The organism is Corynebacterium sp. MSK006, from assembly GCF_030232385.1.
GTDB classification, from domain to species: Bacteria; Actinomycetota; Actinomycetes; order Mycobacteriales; family Mycobacteriaceae; genus Corynebacterium; species Corynebacterium frankenforstense_A.
Window position 1 is genome coordinate 1 of the sequence record NZ_JASPJZ010000008.1, and the last position, 16,900, is coordinate 16,900.

Here is a 16,900-nt window from a genome sequence, read left to right on the forward strand (position 1 = left end):
CTCGCTGCTGCCGGCACGTCGCCGAATCACACAACCCGGCCCACTGGCCGGGCGATTCGGCATGCGCGAAACCGCAGGCCGCCCGCGTCACCGCACAGCGAGCCGCCCGACGGGGGAGCGCCCCACGCACAGCTCCAGCCCGTCGCGCGCGCTGACCTCGAGCCGCTCGCCGCCGCCCTCGAGCTGCACCCACACCTGGTTCAGCCCCGCGCGCGCCGGTACCGCGACCTCCCGCCCGTCGAGCCGCAGCGCGAACTCGCCGTCGCGGTCGGCGAAGTAGTTGAACTCCACGACCCACTCGGCGTCCATCAGCGGCCCGTCCAGTGCGAGCGCCTCACTGCCGGTCACCCGCACCCCGCAGCCGGGTTCGTCTCCGGGCACCGTCGCGCGCATCGTCACCAGCCCCGCGGGCACGAGCCGCCCGTCGGCGTCGACGAGCGTGGGCTCCCGCGTCCAGTCCGCCACCACCTCGTCGCCGCCGAGTCCCGGCGCGATCGCCGAGAGGCGGTTGTACGGGTGCACCACCGGCAGCAGCACGTCGGCGGGCAGGTCCTGGTCGAGGACCGGCCCGTCGTGGCCGGCGAGCTCGCCGCGCAGCGTCGTCACGTACTCGCGCGTCGGCTGCTGTGCCCACGACCGCGCGTACGCGAGCGTCGACACCCCGGCCGAGACGGCCAGCACCACGCCCAGCATCCCGGCCGCGCGCCGCCACCGCAGCGCACCCGGCCCCGCCAACGTCACGGCGAGCCCGGCGGCGAGCAACACGGCGGCCTCGGAGAAGTGCCGCAGCGTCTGCGTGATCTCGAGCGCGGTGTCGGGCCCGCCGCGCGCCACGCCGAGCGCGAGTAGCGGTAGCACCGGGTAGACCAGCCCGGGCACCCACGCCAGGGCGCGCCGCCCGGACCACACGAGCACCGCCACCAGCACCACGCCGCCCGCGACCACGCCCGCGAGCCCGGCGTCTGCGAACGGCGGGCCCGGCTGCCACCGCGGCCACGCCCATGGCCCGCCGGCGAGCGTCGGCAGCAGCCCGTGCACCCAGCCGTGCCAGGTCAGCTCACTTGCCGACGGCCCCGTGCCCCACCCCCGCGGGTCCCCGACGGCGAGCGCGTAGACGACGGCCCAGATTGCCGACGCCACGCCTGCCCCCGCGCTCAGCGCAACCACCGCCGTGAGCGAGTGCTTGCGGCGCGTGTGGTGCAGGGGCGCTGGAGCGTCAAGCGCCTCCGGCGCCGCAGATCTCGGCGAGGGCGACCTTGACGGCTGGGCGGGAGTCCGTCCCCGTTGGCAGGCCAGGCAGCAGACGAGGAAGCCGGGCACGACGACGGCGGCGGCCATCGCCCGCTCGCTGAACAGGCAGCCGGCCAGCACGATCGCCGCGACCCCCAGCGCGGGCATCAGCACGGGCCGCAGCATGGGACCGAGTGATGTCGTGGTGCGCAATCTGGTCGCTGTGGTCTCCTCGAGGGCACGGTCGGCGGCTCCGGATCGTGCCCGGGTCGGGGGCCCTGCGTGTCTGTTGGTGCGGGCGCTGGGCCGAGGGCCGGGGCTGGAGTGTGCGGCGCGTTTGAGGGTGCGCACCGAGAGCGCGAGCGCGGCCGCCAGCGCCGCGTGCAGCGGCAGCACGTTGACCGCGTTGGCCAGCCACGTCGTCGACGTCAGCGTCAGCGGGGTGAGCAGGTAGGCCGCCAGCGGCACCGCCGCCCGGCGCCCCGGGCACAGCTCCGCGCACAGCCACGCCACCGCGGCCGCCGCGCACAGCTGCAGCATCGTGAGCGTGCCGACGGCCACCGGCCAGCTCAGCCCCGCGGAGTGGGCGAGAGCGTACTCGACGAGCCACGCCCCGGGCATCAAGTGCCCGTCGTGCGGCGTGGCCAGCAGCCCGGCCAGCCCGCCGCCGGCGTCCGTTGCCTGGGCGAAGAGCGTCAGGTCGTCCCAGTAGAACCACCCGCGCGCCGCCACGGCCGTGCGCAGCACGACACCGGCGACGGCGACCACCGCCAACCACGCCACGGTGGTCCGCGCGGTGCGGGAGGTGGGCGCGACGTCGTCAATCATGGCTCAACCCCCGAACAGCGCGGCGATGCCCAGCATCACGGGCAGCGCCAGGAAGGTGGACAGGAACACGGCGTCGCGCGCGACGATTTCGTCCTTGCGGTAGGTCGCCGCGTAGTTGTAGACGTTCTGCGCCGTCGGCAGTGCGGCGAGGATCAGCGCGGCGTAGAGCTGCGTGCCCGACAGCCCCAGGGCGAGGCTGAGCACCAGTGCGACGGCCGGCATCAGCACCAGCTTCATCGCCGTGGCCACCAGCGCGGTCGGGCGGTCGGCGGGGGAGTCGAGCATCTTCTGCTCGGTAAGCGAGGCGCCGAAGCTCATCAGGATCAGCGGGATCGACGCCCCGCCGAGCAGCTCCAGCGGCGCCATGACCGGCTGCGGGATCTCCCAGCCGGTCAGGCAGACGACCAGGCCCGCGATCGAGCCGAGCACCAGGGGAGTGGCCAAGACCGCGCGGAGCGAGTGGCCGACGCGGCGCGCGGGAGGCGCCGCGGTGGTCCTCGGCGGTGATCAGCGCCAGGATCAGCGGGGTGAACAGCACCACCTGCAGCACGATCACCGGTGCGACGTAGGCGCCCGTGCCCAGCACGTAGATGCCCACGGGCAGGCCGATGTTGTTGGAGTTGACGTAGCTCGCCGCCGCCGCGCCCATCGTCGTGGTGGTCAGGTCGCGGCGGAAGAACACCGTCGAGACGGCCGCGTAGATCAGCGCCGTCACGACCGCCGCCAGCAGGCTGACCAGGATGACCGGGGAGAACAGCTCTGCCTGGTCCGACTTGGCCACCACCGTGAACAGCAGCGCCGGGGTGGCCGCGTGGAAGGCGACGCGGTTGAGCACCAGGCGCCCGCCGTGGCCGCCGAAGACGCCGGCCCGGCCCAGCGCGAAGCCCGCCCCGACCACCGTGAAGATGATGGCGAAGCCGGTGACCACCCCGATCACGGCGTCACACCCCGGGCAGCCAGCCGGTCGGCGCCAGGGCCAGGGCGGCGGCGGTCAGCAGCGCCCACACCAGCATCGCGCGGCCCGTGGCGCCCAACACCGGGATGAGGTCCTTGCCGAGCGCCCCGCCGACGACCGGGCGCGCCCCGGCGAGGACCAGCGGCGCGGCGACCAGCCCGGCCAGCGTCGGCCAGGTGGCGAACGCCAGCGCCACCGAGGCGACCAGCGGCATGCACGCCAGCGCGACGAACATCCGGCGCGAGCCGGCGTCGCCCAGGCGCACCGCGAGCGTGATCTTGCCGGTCGCGGAGTCGGAGGGGATGTCGCGCAGGTTGTTGGCCAGGTTCACCGACGCGGAGATCGAGCCGACCGCCACCGCGCACACCACACCGGTCCAGTCGACGCGGCCGGCCTGGGTGAACTGGGTGCCCAGCACGGCGACCAGGCCGAAGAAGACGAAGACGGCGGCCTCGCCGAGGCCCCGGTAGCCGTAGGGGTTCTTGCCGCCGGTGTAGAACCAGGCGCCGGCGATGCAGGCCACGCCGACGAGGATAAACCACCACGCGCTGGCCAGCGACAGCGCGATGCCGGCCACCGCCGCCACCCCGAAGCAGCCGAACGCCGCGGCCTTGACCTTCCGGGGCTCGACGAGCCCGGAGCCGGTCAGCCGCAGCGGGCCGGAGCGGTCGTCGTCGGTGCCGCGGATGCCGTCGGAGTAGTCGTTGGCGAAGTTCACCCCCACGATCAGGGCCCAGGCGACGACGAGCGCGAGCAGCGCGCGCCACCAGCTGAACCCGCCGAGGTAGGCGGCCGCGCCCGAGCCGACGACGACGGGGGAGATGGCGTTGGCCCAGGTGTGCGGGCGTGCGCCCTCCTTCCAGTCGGCGAAGGTGGCGGTGCGTCGCGCACCGCCGGGGGCGCCGGCCGCGGGGCCGGTGGGGGTTTCGGGAACGTCGGACATGGCTGCCATTGTCCCGCACCCGGGTGCGCCCCGCCCACGCCGGGGCCGTGGCGGTGGTAAGAATCTTGGGAGTCGCGGCGCACGGCCGCGCGCGTCCGACGCGATCAGCGACAGTCAGCAGCCAGAGAGGAGCCGCCGGATGTGGGTCAGCTACGTCGCCGGCCAGGTGGTCTCCTTCGTCTTCACGCTCTTCCGCCTGATCCCGCTGGCGTGGGCGAACCGCGTTGGCGGCGCGCGCATCCCGGCCGAGGGTGACGTGGTGGTCTCGCTGACCACGCACGGTCGCCGCCTGGCCTCGGCGTTCTACGCGGTCGAGTCGGTCGCGCGCGGCAGCCGCCCGGCGCCGATCGTGCTGTGGCTGGACCCCGAGGACTACGACGGGCCGTGGCCGCCGTGCCTGAAGCGCCTGGTCGACCGCGGCCTGCAGGTCCGCCGCGGCAGCGGGAACCTGGGCCCGCACGCGAAGTACTTCGACATGTTCCGCGCGCTGGCGGGCACGGACACCCGCGTGGTCACCGTCGACGACGACATCATCTACCCCGAGTGGTTCCTGGAGAAGCTGCTCGAGGTCGGCGGCCTGCGCCCGGACACGGTGGTGGCCTACCGCGCGCACCGCGTCGAGCTGCGCGACGGCCGCCTGCTGCCGTACATGCGCTGGACGGCGGCGGACACGTGCCGGGCCAGCGTGTTGCACTTCGCCACGGGCGTCTCGGGCGTGTGCTACGCCCCGGCGTTCGTGGACTACGTCGCCGCGCGCGGCGAGGAGTTCCGCGGCGTGGCCCCGCGTGCCGACGACGTCTGGCTGCACCTGTGCGCCCTGCGTTCCGGTTTCCGCGTCCGCCAGGTCTTCGCCAAGCCGCGCAACTTCGCGATCGTGCCGCTGACCCAGCGCGGCGCCCTCGTGCGCCGCAACGGGCCGGGCGGCGGCAACGACGCGCAGATCGCGCGTGCCTACACGATTGACGACGTCGCGGTGCTCGCCGCCGCCGCGGCGGCCGAGGACTAGGGCGCGTCCCCCACGTTTCCTAGCTGAAGAGGGCGGCGACGGCGGGGCGGTCGACCTTGCCGGTGGCCGTCAGCGGCAGCGCCGCCACGCGGCGCAGCTCCTTGGGCCACTGCCAGCGCGGCAGCTCGGCGAGCGCCTCGTAGATCTCGGCCGGCGAGGCCGTGCCGGTGTAGGCGGCGACCGCCGCCTGGCCCTGGCGCGGGTGCGCCACGCCGGCCACGCACGCGGCGTCGACACCCGGCACGCGCAGCAGTTCCGTCTCCACGACCTCGGGGTGCAGCTTGAGCCCGCCGGTGTCGATGACCGCGTCGAGGCGGCCCTTGACCACCAGGCGGCCCTCGGCGTCGAAGGCGCCGGCGTCCGAGGTTGCCCACCAGCCCTCCTCGGCGAAGGACTCGTGGCCGGGGCGGTTGCGGTAGCCGTGCGCGATCGTGGCGCCGCCCAAGTGGATGCGCCCGGAGACGTCGAGCTTGACGCGCGCGCCGGGGATGGGACGACCGTCGTAAATGCAGCCGCCGGAGGTCTCGGAGGCGCCGTAGGTGGCCACGACGTGGATGTTCAGGCGGCCGGCGGCGGCGCGGGTGTCGGGGTCGAGCGCGGCGCCGCCGACGAGGACCGCGTCGAAGGTGCGCAGCGCGTCGATGCCCTCGAGGGTGTCCATGGCCTTCATCAGCTGCATCGGGGTCAGCGAGGTGTAGACGCGGTCGCCGGTGGCGGCCAGCTCGGCGGCGCCGCGGGCGAAGGCGGAGACGTCGAAGCCTCTCGAGAGGTCGAGGCAGTACGGGTCCACGCCCGCGACCAGGGCGCGCACCAGCACCTGCAGGCCGGCGATGTAGTGGGCGGGCATGGCCAGCAGCCACTGGCCCTCGCCGCCGAGGACGCGGTGGGTTGCGTCGGCGCCGGCGACGAGGTTGGCCGGGGTCAGCTGCGCGCCCTTCGGGGTGCCCGTGGAGCCCGAGGTGCCCACCACCAGGGCGACGGCGGGGTCGATGGGGCGGCCGGCGCCCTGGGAGGAGCGCAGCAGCTCGGCGCGGCCGGGGTCGTCCGCGGGCACCGGCAACAGCGAGACCCCGCCGCTGATCGCCTGCTCGAGGTCGGGCAGGATCGCGGCGGGGTCGTGCGCGTCGACGGGGAGAACGTCGAGGTTACGGAGGGCCATGACGGTCGATGTTACGCGGGGCGCGCGGGTGCGGCCCGGGTGGTTCGGGTACTCCGGGAGCGCCCCGGGGAAGGTGCGCTCCGGCGGTCCCGGGGGTCTTTAGGCGGTCGTGGTGGTGCGGGCGGCGACGGCGCCGTCGGCGTCGGCGGTGGTCACGCGGCGGCGGTTGAGCACGGCGTCGACGCTGAAGACGCCAGCCCCGGCGCCGGCCAGGGCGAGCGCGGCGGCACCGATGGCGCCGACCAGCTCGAAGCCGCCGTCGGCCGCGGCGACGCCGTTGCCCATGTGGGCGAAGAAGTAGGCGCCGAGCATGACCAGGAAGACCAGGGAACCGGCGATCGGGGTCATCAGGCCGATCAGCAGCAGGATGCCGCCGCCGAGCTCGATGACCGCGGCGACCACGGTGGCGACCGAGGAGGCCGGCACGCCCATGGCGGCGAAGTTGTCGGAGTAGTCGGCGAGGTGACCGAACTTGTCCCAGCCGTGGTAGATGAGGATGACGCCCAGGATGACGCGGGCGAGAAGCAGTGCGACGTTCTTAAATGCTGACATGACACCAAAAAGTAGCGGCCGCGGTTTCCCGGGGCAATAGCTGGGGCGGATTTTTCGCGCCTGCGTGAATCGGAGCTGGACGCGGGGACCGTTGGGCCGGCCCTGCTCAACGCGCGGCACGTGCGCGCCGACGCGCACCACCGGGGCGTCGTCAAGCGCGCGCGGATATGTTGTACCCATGCACTTCCGCAGGGGTGACCTGATCCTCGCCGGGGCCGCCGCGCTGCTCGCGGCGGTCTACGCCCTCGGCGTGAACTCGCCGCACACCGCGGCGCAGGCCGTGCTGTCCTGGGGGTTCGTCGCCGCGGCCGCCGTCTACCGCACGCGCCCGCGCGCCTCGGCGGAGGCGGTCCTCGTGCTGCTCGGCCTGTGGGCGGCGGTGTGGCTGACCGCGCCCGTGAGCCTCGGCGTGACCCCGTGGCTCGTCTTCGCGCTGCTGGCCGTCTACGGCGCCGAGCGCTACGTCGGCTCGCGCGTCTTCGGCCGCGCGGTGCTCGGCGTCGCGCTGGCCGGCGCGCTGGTCTCGCCGGTGATGTGGACCCTCGACACGAACCTCGACTGGCGCTACCGCACCGGCGTCGACTGGGCCGTGACCCTGACCGCGCACTGGGCGCTGCTCGTCGTCGCGCACCTGCTCGCCGCCGAGCAGCGCACCCGCGCCCGGGCGCGCGAGGACCACCTCGCCGCGCTGCGCGAGGAAGAGCGCCTCACCCTCGCCCGAGAGCTGCACGACGTGCTCGCCCACTCGCTGGTGCTGATCAAGGTGCAGGCCAACGCGGGGCTCGTCGCAGGCGAGGAGCGCGCGGCGCTGACGCAGGTGCGCGACCTGAGCTCCGAGGCGCTCGGCGAGGTGCGCGGGATGGTCGACGCGCTGCGCGGCCACGACGCCGGCCTCGAGCCGACCGCGCAGCTGGCCGGGCTCGACGGGCTGCTCGACTCCTTCCGCGCCGCCGGGCTCGACGTCGAGTACCGCGGCACGCCGCCGGCGCGGCTGACCGGGCTGCCCGCCGTGGTCCAGCTCGCCGCGGTGCGCATCATCTCCGAGGCGCTGACCAACGCCGTGCGCCACCAGGTCGACGCCCGCGCCGTGGTCACCCTGGCCGCCGTGCCGGGTGCCGACGCCGCGCTGACCGTCACCGTCGCCTCCACGGGCCCGGACCGGCCCAGCTCCGGCGGGCGCGGCGAGGTCGGCGGCAAGGGGCTGCTCGGCCTGGCGGAGCGCGCCCGCGCCGTCGGCGGCTCGTTGCGCACGGAGCACGTGGGCGACGTCTTCACCCTCCGCGCCGAACTGGGGAGGCGCCCGTGATCCGCGTGCTGCTCGCCGACGACCAGACGCTGCTGCTCGGCGCCCTGACCACGATCCTCAACGCCCAGGACGACATCCGGGTCACCGCCACCGCGGCCGACGGTGCGGCGGCCGTGCGCGCCGTCCGGGACGCCGCCGGCGGCGTCGACGTCGCCGTGCTCGACATCCGCATGCCAGGCCTCGACGGCATCGCCGCCGCCCGCGAGATCCTCGCGCTGCCGGAGGCGCCGGCCGTGATGATGCTGACCACCTTCCGCGACCCCGCGCTCGTGCGCTCCGCCATCGCCGCCGGGGTGCACGGCTTCCTGCTCAAGGACGCCGAGCCGGACGTGCTTGCCGACGCCGTGCGTACCGTCGCCCGGGGCGAGTCCGTGCTGGCCAGCGGGGTGACCGGCCCCGTGCTGGAGGGCTACCGGCAGGCGGTGGCCGCACGCAGTGCGTTGCGGCCCGAGGAACGCCAGGGCCTCAGCCTGCTGACCGCCCGCGAGCTGGAGGTGCTCGCCGAGATCGGGCGCGGGGCCACCAACCCGGAGATCGCGGAGTCGCTGCACATCGCCGAGACGACCGTCAAGACCCACGTGTCGAACCTGCTGGCCAAGCTCGGCGCGCGCGACCGGGTCGCGCTGGTGCTCCTCGTGCAGCGCGCCGGGCTCCTACCGCGGTAGGAGACGCCCGCGCGGAAACGGTCCCGCGGCCCGATGTGCGCACCCCGCCCGGCCGGGGAGCATCGGCCCCATGAACGCACACAGTGACCCCGTACCGACCGACAGCCCCCGGCGCGCCGCGCAGCCCGGGCGCACGGGGCGCCCAGAAGACGTCGCTTCCGCATCACCGGGTACGGCGGCTCTCGCCTGCGAGGGCGTGACCGTCTCCTTCGGCGGCCGCCGCGTCCTCGACGACGTCGCCCTCGCTGCCCGCCCGGGCCGCGTGCACGCCCTGCTCGGCCGCAACGGCGCCGGCAAGTCCACCCTCTTCTCCGTGCTGCTGGGCCTGCTCGCACCCGACGCCGGCACCGTCACCGTCGCAGGCTCCCCCTTCACCCGCGACTCCCTGCGCCACATCGGCGCCTCCGTCAACGGCCCCGCCTGCTACGGCCACCTCTCGGCGCGCGACAACCTGCGCGTGCACACCACGCTGCTCGGCCTGCCCGACGCGGAGGTCGAGCGGGTGCAGGCGCTCGTGGGGCTCGGCGACGTCGGAAAGAAGAAGGCGAGGAACTTCTCCACGGGCATGAAGGCGCGCCTGGCGCTGGCCCAGGCGCTGCTCGGCGAGCCGGAGATCCTCGTGCTCGACGAGCCGCAGAACGGGCTGGACCCGCAGGGCATCGCCGACCTGCGCGGCTTCCTGCGCGAGCGCGCGGCCCGCGGCGGCACCGTGCTGGTCAGCTCGCACCAGCTCGGCGAGGTCCGCCACCTCGCCGACGACGCCACCGTGCTCGCCGGCGGGCGGGTGCGCTACTCCGGCCCGCTCACCGAACTCGCCCCCGGCGCCGACGGCGCCGACGGCGACCTCGAGGCCGCCTTCCTCCGCCTGACCGCCGAGGACGCCCGATGAGCGCCGCGCGCCCGGCCGCCGCGCGCCGCCCGCACCGGCCCGGCCACCTGCGTGCCGAGCTGATCCGCGCCCGCGGCTCCGCGCTGGCCCGCCTGCCGCTGCTCGGGCTGCTGCTCGGCGCGGTCACCGCGCTCTTCGGCCCGCTCTCGGCGCCCCCGGGTGCCGACGCCGCCACCGTCCTCAACTGGCAGGGCCTCTACCTGACCGGCATGGCCGCCCCGCTCGTCGGCCTCTTCGCCGCCGTCGCCGAGTCCCGCGAACGCACCGCCCGCGCCGGCGGCACGGCGTGGCGGCCGGTCCCGGTGCGCCGGCAGCGCGCCGCGCGTCTGGTGGTGGTCTGGCTGGCCGTCGCCGCCTTCCACGTCCTCAACTTCGGGGTGACCTTCCTCGCCGCAGTGCTGTTCGGCATGGCCCGGGCGTGGCTGGTCGCGGCGGTCGGCGCGGCGGCGCTGCTCGGCGCGCTCGGCGTGGCGGGGCTCGCGGCCGCCCTGGCCCGGCGCCGCGGCACCGTCGCGGTCCTCGTCGCCGGCGTCGTCTGGCAGATCCTGGGCGCCGCGGTCGCCGCGCCGTGGTGGTGGACGCTGCCGCCGACGTGGCCGTTGCGCCTGGTCCTGCCGCTGCTCGGCGTGCAGTTCAACCTGCTGCCGCTCGAGCCGGGCTCGCCGCTGGCCGCCCAGACGCCGTGGTGGCCCGCCGCGCTGTGCGGCCTGCTCGCGCTGTTCGGCGCCGCCGCCGCGGTCACGGTGCCGCCCCGCGGGCGCCGCCCGCGTCGTCCAATTGCCGACGTCCCGCCTGCCCCCACGGGCGCGGTACCGACCACCGCCCGGCGCGGTGCGGGTGCCGAGGGTGCTCCGGACTCGTTCGGGGTTGGGTCTGGTGTGCGGCACGCGCCGCGAGACCCGGTGCGGTCAGCGCGCCGCCCGGCGCTGTCGGCCGCGGGTTCAGCCCTGGCGGCGCTGCGGGCGACCGCGCGGGTGGCCGCCACCCCGGCGGTGCTCGTCGCGGTGGGTCTCAGCGTGCTCGCGCTGGCGGTCGCGGCCGCGGTCTACGACGCCTCGTACGTGCGTGGGCTGTTCATCTTCGCGGTCCTGCCGCTGGGCGCCGGGGTGCTGCCCGTACTGGTCTGGCCCGCCCTGGCGGGGGCCTGGCCGCTGGTCCGGGTGGAGAACCCCCGCGTGCCGGGGGCGCTCGTGGCCTGGATCTTCCTGGTCGTCGCCGGCATGTGCGTTGTCGCCGCGCTCGCCGTGGTTTTCGCCGGAGCCGGCGAGGGCGCGGGATTGTCCGCCGCGGGTGTGGATACCGCAGCAGCGGTCCAGGTGATCACCGCGACGGGTTCCGGCACCGCGACCGCGTTCGCCGCCCTGGTCCGCTGGGCGGCCGTGGCCTGCCTGAGCGGGTGCGTGCTCGCGGCCGTCGCGCTGGCGCTGACCGTGCGCCTCGGCACCGCGTGGGCCGTCGCCGCGGCCGTGGTGTGGACGGTGGTCTCGGCGACCCTCGGCGGTGACGTCCTCGCCCAGACCCCGCTGTGGCTGCCCGCCCTGCCGTCCTGGGCGCAGACCGCCGACACCGCCGCACGCCTCACCACGGCGGCCGCGCTCGGCCTGCCGCTGCTCGCCGCCGCGACCTGGGCCGCCCGCCGCGCGCTGCTCAGCGTGCGCTGACGCGGGTTGCCGGATGGCGGCGGCCGGCCGGGGACCCGGGCTACGGTGCCCGCCCCACGCACCCACGCCGCACGTGCGCGCCGACGGCGCCCACCGGGACGTCGTCAATCGACGGTCAGTAGTAGTAGGGGAACTGCGACCAGTCCGGCTCGCGCTTCTCCAGGAAGGAGTTGCGGCCCTCGACGGCCTCGTCGGTCATGTAGGCCAGGCGGGTCGCCTCGCCGGCGAATACCTGCTGGCCCATCATGCCGTCGTCGGCCATGTTGAACGCGAACTTGAGCATGCGCTGCGCCGTCGGCGACTTGCCGTTGATCTCGCGGGCGGCGCGCACGGCCTCGTCCTCCAGCTGGCCGTGGTCGGCGACGATGTTGACCGCGCCCATGCGCTGCATCGTCTCGGCGTCGTAGGTGCGGCCCAAAAAGAAGATCTCGCGGGCGAACTTCTGGCCGACCTGCCGGGCCAGCAGCGCCGAGCCGAAGCCCGCGTCGAAGGAGCCGACGTCGGCGTCCGTCTGCTTGAAGCGGGCCTCCTGGCGCGAGGCGATCGTCAGGTCGCAGACCACGTGCAGCGAGTGCCCGCCGCCGGCCGCCCAGCCGTTGACCACGGCGATGACGACCTTCGGCATCGTGCGGATCAGGCGCTGCACCTCGAGGATGTGCAGCCGGCCGCCCTCGGCCTTGGCTCGCGCGGCGTCGACGGTCGAGGCGTCGGCGGTGGCGTCGTCGTGGCGGTGCTCGGTGGCGTACTGGTATCCGGAGCGGCCGCGGATGCGCTGGTCGCCGCCCGAGCAGAACGCCCAGCCGCCGTCCTTGGCGCTCGGCCCGTTGCCGGTCAGCAGCACGCAGCCGACGTCCGGGGTGCGCCGCGCGTGGTCGAGCGCGTGGTAGAGCTCGTCGACGGTGTGCGGGCGGAAGGCGTTGCGCACCTCGGGGCGGTCGAAGGCGATGCGCACGATCCCGTCGGCGCGGGTCTCGCCCACGTGGCGGTGGTAGGTGATGTCGGTCAGGTCCTCGAAGCCCGCCACGGGCCGCCACTGCGCGGCGTCGAAGGGCTGGTCGGTGCTGTAGCTCGGCTGCTTCATGCCCGCCCAGTCTAGGGCGCGCCCGCCTACGCTGGCGGGCATGATCGTCCAACCGCCGCCGCCCGTCCTGCCCTCGCCGCTGCCCGCCGTCGAGGAGATCCTCGCGCGTACCCACGTCGTCGCCCTGCCGATGCGCGTGCGCTTCCGCGGGGTGACCGTCCGCGAGGCCGCGCTCATCGAGGGGCCGGCCGGCTGGGGCGAGTTCGCGCCGTTTCTCGAGTACCCGCCCGCCGAGGCCGCCGCGTGGCTGGCGGCCGGCCTCGAGACCGCCTGGTTGGGCCTGCCCGCGCCGGCGTCCGGGTCCGTCGAGGTCAACGCCACCGTGCCCGCCATGGACCCCGCCGGCGTGCCCGGGCTGCTCGAGCGCTACCCCGGCTGCACCACCGTCAAGGTCAAGGTCGCCGAGCGCGGTCAGACGCTTGACGACGACCGGGCGCGCGTCGCCGCCGTGCGCGCCGCGCGCCCGGGCGCGGTGGTGCGCGTGGACGCCAACCGGGGCTGGAGTGTTTCCGAGGCGGTGCGCGCGGCCGAGGTGCTGGGGGAGCTGGCCTACCTGGAGCAGCCGTGCGCGAGCGTCGCGGAGCTTAGGCAGCTGCGCGCGGAGCTGGACCGGCGGGGGATCGCGACGCCGATCGCCGCCGACGAGTCGATCCGGCGCGCCGCCGACCCCTACCTGGTCGCCGGGTCCGGGGCGTGCGGCTGGGCGGTGCTCAAGGTCGCCCCGCTGGGCGGGGTGCGCCGCCTCGCCGCGATCGCGGAGCACCTGCGCGGCGCCGGCATGCACGTCACCGTCGCCAGCGCGCTGGACACGGCGGTGGGCATGAACGCGGGGCTGGTCGCGGCGTCGCTGCTCTCCGAGGCGCCGGCGGGGCTGGCCACGCAGTCGCTGTTCGCCGCCGACGTCGCCGCCCCGCGCGAGCTCGTCGGCGGGCGGCTGCCCACCGCGCCCGCGGTGCCGGAGCCGGAGCGGCTGGCGGAGCTGGCGGCCGCGCCGGAGCGGCGGGACTGGTGGTTCGAGCGCATCCGCGCCGCGCACGCCTGCCTGGCCGAGGCGCACCGGGAGACTGGGGCGGGGGAGTAGGGCGGGCTGAACCCCCGGAGGTCAGGTGGTCGGCGTCGGCGTCGCCGGCGCCCGGCCCGGCCGGGCCCGCCGCGGGGCGGCCCCCTACAGTGGGGCCCATGAGCGCTGAGACCACCCAGAGCACCGCCAACACGCCGACGGACCCGAACGACGACGGCATGATCCACGTGCGCGGCGCGCACCTGCACAACCTCGCCGGCGTGGACGTCGACGTGCCGCGCGGTCAGCTGGTCGCGGTCACCGGCATCTCGGGCTCGGGCAAGTCCTCCCTGGCCTTCGGCACCGTCCACGGCGAGGCGCAGCGCCGCTACTTCGAGTCGGTCGCCCCGTTCGCCCGCCGCCTCATCGGCTCGGCGACGGACCCGCAGGTCGAGGCCGTCGAGGGCCTGCCGCCGTCGGTGGCGCTGCAGCAGAACACCTCGGCCGGCGGGGCGCGCTCGACGGTGGGCACCGTCTCGACGATGTCGAACACGGTGCGCCTGCTCTACTCGCGCGTCGGCGACTACCCGGCGGGCCTCACCCGCCTCGACAGCGACCACTTCTCGCCGAACACGGCCGTGGGCATGTGCCCGGACTGCCAGGGCACGGGTGTGCACTACGAGCCCACCGAGGCCTCGATGGTCCCGGACCCCTCGCTGAGCATCAACGACGGCGCGATCAAGGCCTGGCCCGGCGCGTGGGCGGGCAAGAACTTCCGCGACATCCTCGACACCCTGGGCATGCCCATGGACACCCCGTGGCGCGACATCGACCAGGCTACGCGCGACTGGATCCTGTTCACCGACGAGACCCCCGTGGTCACCGTGACCCCCGACCGCCGCGCCGACCAGGTGGAGAAGCAGTACCAGGGCACCTGGCGTTCGACGGCGAACTACCTGCGCAAGACCCTGGCCGAGACCGAGTCGGACACGCTGCGCAAGCGCACCATCTCCTTCATGGAGGAGTCCGTCTGCCCGACCTGCGACGGCCGCCGCCTCGGCCGCGACGCGCTGTCCGTGACGTACGCCGGCCTGCCCATCGACGAGCTGGGGCAGGTGCCGCTGGAGCGGCTCGCCGACATGCTTGCCGACGTCGCGTACGCCTCCTCCGAGGCCGAGCGCCTGCTGCTGGGTGCCCTGCGCCCCATCCTGGACTCCGCCCTCGAGCTGGGGCTGGGCCACCTCTCGCTGGACCGCCCGGCGCGCACGCTCTCGGCCGGCGAGCTGCAGCGCGTGCGGCTGGCCTCGCAGCTCAAGACGGGCCTGTTCGGGGTGATGTACGTCCTCGACGAGCCCTCGGCGGGGCTGCACCCGGTGGAGCGGCGGGCGGTGCTCGACATCGCGCGGCGCTTCATCGCCCAGGGCAACACGGTCATGCTCGTCGAGCACGACATGGACCTGGTGGCGGCCTCGGACTGGATCGTCGACGTCGGCCCGGGCGCCGGCACCGGCGGCGGGCGCATCGTCTACTCCGGCCCCACCGCGGACTATCTCGAAGCGGCCGTCGCTTCGCAGGGCGCTGCGGGGAGCAGCGACGCGCCGGGCACGGACTCCGCCGGACGGACCGAGCGCGCCGGGAACACGCCGGGCACCGGTGCGCAGGGCGGCACGCACGCCGTACCCTCTCCGACGGCCGCGGCCCTGGCCGTGGGCGCGCCGCGCCTCAACGACGCACCGCGGGCCGCGTCGGGAATGTTGGAGCTGCACCAGGCGTCGTCAAGGACGGTGCGCGACCTGGACCTGGAGGTCGGCTTCGGGCAGTTCACGGTGATCGCGGGCGTGTCGGGCTCGGGCAAGACGACGCTGCTCGACATGCTCACCGACGCCGCCGAGGAGCAGGCCGGGCGCGTGCTGCCGATCTCGCAGAAGCCGATCGGGCGCACGCCGCGCTCGTGCCTGGCGACCTACACCGGCTTCTTCGACACGGTGCGCCGCCTGTTCGCCGGCACCGAGGAGGCCAAGAGGCGCGGCTGGACCGTCTCGCGGTTCTCCTACAACGTCAAGCAGGGCCAGTGCCCGACCTGCCGCGGCGAGGGCGAGATCGAAGTCGAGCTGGTCTTCCTGCCGGGTTCGTACACGACGTGCCCCGACTGCGGCGGGCGGCGCTACAACGACGAGACCCTCGAGGTGACCTGGAACGGCCACACCATCGCCGACGTGCTCGCCATGACCGTCGACGAGGCCGCCGAGGTCTTCGAGGACCAGCCCGTGATCACCACGCTGCAGTCGATGGGGCTGGGCTACCTGCGGCTCGGGCAGGGCGCGCCGACGCTGTCCGGCGGCGAGGCCCAGCGCATCAAGCTGGCCACCGAGCTGACCAAGGCGCGGCGCGGGCGCACCGTCTACCTGCTCGACGAGCCGACCACCGGGCTGCACCCGGCCGACGTCGACCGGCTGCTCGCCGTGCTCGAGGGGCTCGCCGACGCCGGCGGGACGGTCATCGTCGTCGAGCACGACCCGCGGGTGATCGCCGCGGCCGACCGCGTGCTCGAGACCGGGCCGGGCGCCGGCGAGCGCGGCGGGCGCATCATCGCCGACGCCACCCCGGCGCAGCTGGCGGCCGGCGACACCGCGACCGGGCGGGCGCTCGCGGCAGCGGGGCGGGAGCGTCGCGCGGAGTAGCGCGCGGCCCGGTGCGCGCCGGGGTCGGGTGAAAAGCCAGCTCCCCGGACAGCGGACCCGACGCCGTTGTGCAGCCGCGGCTACGCCGACCGGCCGCGGACTGCCAGGCTGCGGCGGTAGAGTGCCCGCAAGCACGGCGTGCGTCCATGCGCCACCGTCGAGAACGACCCCGGAGGAGCGAGATGGCCAACGACAACTACCGCTACGGCGGTTCCGACGACGACTCCACGCGCTACCTCGGCCCCTCGTCGGGACGGGAACCGGGGGGACGTCGCGACGCCTACGGCGACGGGGAGGGCACGCGGTACTTGGGCGCGGCGTCGGAAAGCAACTACCGCGGCCGCCCGGGCGCGGACTCGACGCGCTACCTGGGCGCGGCCGGCGAGCCGGGGCCGCAGCAGCCGCGCCAGTACATCCCGCCGCGCGACGCGCGCTACGACGACGGTTACGACGACGCCTACTACGACGACGCCTACTACGACGACGGCTACGACGACTACGACAACCGCGACGAGCGCGGCCGCGACCTACGCCACTTCGAGGAGCGCCCGCGCCGCTCGGGCGGCTCGGGGTCGGGCACCGGCAAGGTCATCGGGGTGACGCTGGCGGTGCTGCTGGCCGGCGCGCTGCTCTTCCTGCTCGGACGCACCACCGGCGGCGACGGCGAGTCGACCGAGGTGACCACCACCGAGGAGGTCACCTCCACCGAGCGCACCACCGTCACCGAGGAGCCGACCGGGCCGCGCTTCGAGCTGCCCAGCGAGCTGCCGAGCTTCGACACCTCGCAGCTGCCCGAGCTGCCGGAGGAGGCGCCGACCGACGAGGCGCAGCTGCGCGAGCTGTGGGACGACTTCCTCGGCAGGCTCACCGGTGGGGACGGCGCGCAGCCCGGCGGCGAGCCGGCGCCGGACACCGCGGGCTGAGGCGGGGCGCGCCGCACGCCC

13 protein-coding genes and 1 pseudogene are annotated in these 16,900 nt (G+C 75.2%); 8 read left to right on the forward strand and 6 right to left on the reverse strand.

Annotated elements, in window-relative coordinates:
- Positions 1 to 87: 87 nt before the first annotated feature.
- The 3 genes and pseudogenes from QQA02_RS06110 to QQA02_RS06120 all read right to left on the reverse strand — a co-directional run bounded on the left by QQA02_RS06110 (position 88) and on the right by QQA02_RS06120 (position 3,956).
- Positions 88 to 2,058 (reverse strand): hypothetical protein, encoded by a 1,971-nt coding sequence (locus tag QQA02_RS06110; protein WP_284863656.1) that lies wholly within the window; start codon positions 2,056 to 2,058, stop codon positions 88 to 90.
- Between the two features lie 3 nt (positions 2,059 to 2,061).
- A pseudogene (locus QQA02_RS06115) lies at positions 2,062 to 2,995 on the reverse strand (AEC family transporter).
- Positions 2,996 to 2,999: 4 nt separating this feature from the next.
- Entirely contained in the window at positions 3,000 to 3,956 is a 957-nt protein-coding gene (locus QQA02_RS06120; RefSeq protein WP_284774239.1) for a 1,4-dihydroxy-2-naphthoate polyprenyltransferase, read from the reverse strand.
- Between the two features lie 139 nt (positions 3,957 to 4,095).
- Here QQA02_RS06120 and QQA02_RS06125 point away from each other — a divergent pair, with 139 nt between their 5' ends.
- Entirely contained in the window at positions 4,096 to 4,962 is an 867-nt protein-coding gene (locus tag QQA02_RS06125) for a glycosyltransferase (protein ID WP_284774240.1), read from the forward strand.
- Positions 4,963 to 4,981: 19 nt separating this feature from the next.
- Here the strand turns inward: QQA02_RS06125 and menE are convergent, their stop codons facing one another.
- Together menE and QQA02_RS06135 are read right to left on the reverse strand one after the other, a co-directional pair.
- Positions 4,982 to 6,121 (reverse strand): o-succinylbenzoate--CoA ligase, encoded by a 1,140-nt coding sequence (menE, locus tag QQA02_RS06130; RefSeq protein ID WP_284863659.1) that lies wholly within the window; start codon positions 6,119 to 6,121, stop codon positions 4,982 to 4,984.
- A gap of 99 nt (positions 6,122 to 6,220) precedes the next feature.
- Complete coding sequence (locus QQA02_RS06135; RefSeq protein ID WP_284863661.1) at positions 6,221 to 6,673, reverse strand: DoxX family protein; 453 nt, start codon at positions 6,671 to 6,673, stop codon at positions 6,221 to 6,223.
- Between the two features lie 178 nt (positions 6,674 to 6,851).
- Here QQA02_RS06135 and QQA02_RS06140 point away from each other — a divergent pair, with 178 nt between their 5' ends.
- From QQA02_RS06140 to QQA02_RS06155, 4 genes are all read left to right on the forward strand, one after another.
- Positions 6,852 to 7,979 carry a sensor histidine kinase gene (locus QQA02_RS06140; RefSeq protein WP_284863663.1) on the forward strand — a complete coding sequence of 376 codons (1,128 nt, stop codon included), beginning with the start codon at positions 6,852 to 6,854 and terminating at the stop codon, positions 7,977 to 7,979.
- Positions 7,976 to 8,644, forward strand: a complete 669-nt coding sequence (locus QQA02_RS06145) for a response regulator (RefSeq protein ID WP_284863665.1) — start codon at positions 7,976 to 7,978, stop codon at positions 8,642 to 8,644. Before QQA02_RS06140 ends, QQA02_RS06145 begins: the two co-directional genes overlap by 4 nt.
- Positions 8,645 to 8,840: 196 nt before the next feature.
- Positions 8,841 to 9,533: an ATP-binding cassette domain-containing protein gene (locus QQA02_RS06150; protein ID WP_284774249.1), complete on the forward strand. Its 693-nt coding sequence runs from the start codon at positions 8,841 to 8,843 to the stop codon at positions 9,531 to 9,533.
- On the forward strand, positions 9,530 to 11,194 hold the full coding sequence (locus QQA02_RS06155; RefSeq protein WP_284863668.1) for an ABC-2 family transporter permease: 1,665 nt from the start codon (positions 9,530 to 9,532) through the stop codon (positions 11,192 to 11,194). Before QQA02_RS06150 ends, QQA02_RS06155 begins: the two co-directional genes overlap by 4 nt.
- Before the next feature lie 115 nt (positions 11,195 to 11,309).
- On the opposite strand, the gene QQA02_RS06160 is transcribed toward QQA02_RS06155, so the two are convergent.
- Positions 11,310 to 12,275, reverse strand: coding sequence for a 1,4-dihydroxy-2-naphthoyl-CoA synthase (locus QQA02_RS06160; protein ID WP_284863670.1), 966 nt, complete (start codon positions 12,273 to 12,275; stop codon positions 11,310 to 11,312).
- Positions 12,276 to 12,315: 40 nt separating this feature from the next.
- On the opposite strand from QQA02_RS06160, the gene QQA02_RS06165 reads away from it, so the two are divergent.
- The 3 genes from QQA02_RS06165 to QQA02_RS06175 all read left to right on the forward strand — a co-directional run bounded on the left by QQA02_RS06165 (position 12,316) and on the right by QQA02_RS06175 (position 16,879).
- Complete coding sequence (locus QQA02_RS06165) at positions 12,316 to 13,356, forward strand: o-succinylbenzoate synthase (RefSeq protein WP_284863672.1); 1,041 nt, start codon at positions 12,316 to 12,318, stop codon at positions 13,354 to 13,356.
- Between the two features lie 158 nt (positions 13,357 to 13,514).
- Positions 13,515 to 15,956 carry an ATP-binding cassette domain-containing protein gene (locus QQA02_RS06170; RefSeq protein WP_284774415.1) on the forward strand — a complete coding sequence of 814 codons (2,442 nt, stop codon included), beginning with the start codon at positions 13,515 to 13,517 and terminating at the stop codon, positions 15,954 to 15,956.
- 182 nt (positions 15,957 to 16,138) lie between these two features.
- On the forward strand, positions 16,139 to 16,879 hold the full coding sequence (locus QQA02_RS06175) for a hypothetical protein (protein WP_284774255.1): 741 nt from the start codon (positions 16,139 to 16,141) through the stop codon (positions 16,877 to 16,879).
- Positions 16,880 to 16,900: the final 21 nt, after the last annotated feature.

Coding starts and splice junctions, on each gene's coding strand:
- QQA02_RS06110 (WP_284863656.1), bottom strand. CDS start 2,058: ATGATTGACGACGTCGCGCCCACCTCCCGCACCGCGCGGACCACCGTG.
- QQA02_RS06120 (WP_284774239.1), bottom strand. CDS start 3,956: ATGTCCGACGTTCCCGAAACCCCCACCGGCCCCGCGGCCGGCGCCCCC.
- QQA02_RS06125 (WP_284774240.1), top strand. CDS start 4,096: ATGTGGGTCAGCTACGTCGCCGGCCAGGTGGTCTCCTTCGTCTTCACG.
- menE (WP_284863659.1), bottom strand. CDS start 6,121: ATGGCCCTCCGTAACCTCGACGTTCTCCCCGTCGACGCGCACGACCCC.
- QQA02_RS06135 (WP_284863661.1), bottom strand. CDS start 6,673: ATGTCAGCATTTAAGAACGTCGCACTGCTTCTCGCCCGCGTCATCCTG.
- QQA02_RS06140 (WP_284863663.1), top strand. CDS start 6,852: ATGCACTTCCGCAGGGGTGACCTGATCCTCGCCGGGGCCGCCGCGCTG.
- QQA02_RS06155 (WP_284863668.1), top strand. CDS start 9,530: ATGAGCGCCGCGCGCCCGGCCGCCGCGCGCCGCCCGCACCGGCCCGGC.
- QQA02_RS06160 (WP_284863670.1), bottom strand. CDS start 12,275: ATGAAGCAGCCGAGCTACAGCACCGACCAGCCCTTCGACGCCGCGCAG.
- QQA02_RS06165 (WP_284863672.1), top strand. CDS start 12,316: ATGATCGTCCAACCGCCGCCGCCCGTCCTGCCCTCGCCGCTGCCCGCC.
- QQA02_RS06170 (WP_284774415.1), top strand. CDS start 13,515: ATGATCCACGTGCGCGGCGCGCACCTGCACAACCTCGCCGGCGTGGAC.
- QQA02_RS06175 (WP_284774255.1), top strand. CDS start 16,139: ATGGCCAACGACAACTACCGCTACGGCGGTTCCGACGACGACTCCACG.